At 41.7% G+C, this 901-nt stretch carries 2 protein-coding genes; both read left to right on the top strand.

Translation table 11 applies throughout. The features are described 5' to 3' along the window. A partial coding sequence (locus R8O11_RS26050; RefSeq protein WP_318194718.1) for a type VI secretion system baseplate subunit TssG occupies nt 1-651 on the top strand: 651 nt, incomplete at its 5' end. A gap of 10 nt (nt 652-661) precedes the next feature. After that, nucleotides 662-901, top strand: a 240-nt coding sequence (locus tag R8O11_RS26045) for a Clp protease N-terminal domain-containing protein (RefSeq protein ID WP_318194717.1), incomplete at its 3' end; no start/stop codon positions are given.

The raw sequence follows: 901 nt of genomic DNA, 5'->3' as shown, positions 1-901 counted from the left end.
GTGGACTTCTATGACATTTTTAACCATCGGCTTTTATCCCTCTATTATCGAAGTTGGCAATTGAGTCAGTTAACCATACAAGCGCGTGCGCATGCAAAAAATCAGCGCTCCCCATTAACTGATTGCATGTCGTCATTGACTGGCGATGGGAATGATCTTGCACTGCATTATGGCGGCATGTATGCATCTCCAACACGAAGTAAAGGTGCATTGAAGAGCATTTTGGAATGTTTGTCTGGTTGCCAAATTCGTATTCACGAGTTTCAAGGTCAATGGATGCGACTGTCTAAATCTGAACAAACACGTTTGGGATCGAAAAGTATGCCCGAAGGCCAGTTTGCACAACTCGGTGCTGGTGCGTCACTAGGAAAAAGAGCCTGGAATATCAATGCAAGTACAACAATTGAGTTTCTCCCAAAGGAAAGTAAGCAAGTCACAAATCTATTACCCAAGACCAATACATTGAAAACAATAAAACAGGTAGCAGGTGACTTCATTGGCAAACACAAGCACGTTAAATGGCAACTCACGACTAAACATAGTCTATTGCCTCAAGTTCAAATATCTAAGCAACAAGGTCAGTTAGGTGTCGGCTCTGTACTGAAAAAACATGAACGTACGGAAGATCGCAACATAACAATTACGGTTTAAAGGAAACATAATGGCTTCATTATCACTTTCAGCGTTGGTCGAAAGATTGTCTCCGCAAGCGAAAGAAACGCTAGAGCAAGCGGCTGCAATGGCAAGTTCGCGTACACATCATAGTATAGAGTTGACCCACTGGTTGTTGACGATAGTTCAACATCCATCCGGTATTTATTCAGAAGTGTTTGAAGCTTTTGATATTGATGAAAGAAAAGTCGAAGAACAACTGCAAGCTCAGCTAGAAAAATACAAAACG

The sequence above is a fragment of the Vibrio sp. 1288 genome, assembly GCF_033344475.1.
The sequence above is the reverse complement of the archived record's forward strand: the minus strand, read 5'-3'. Positions and strand labels throughout refer to the sequence as shown.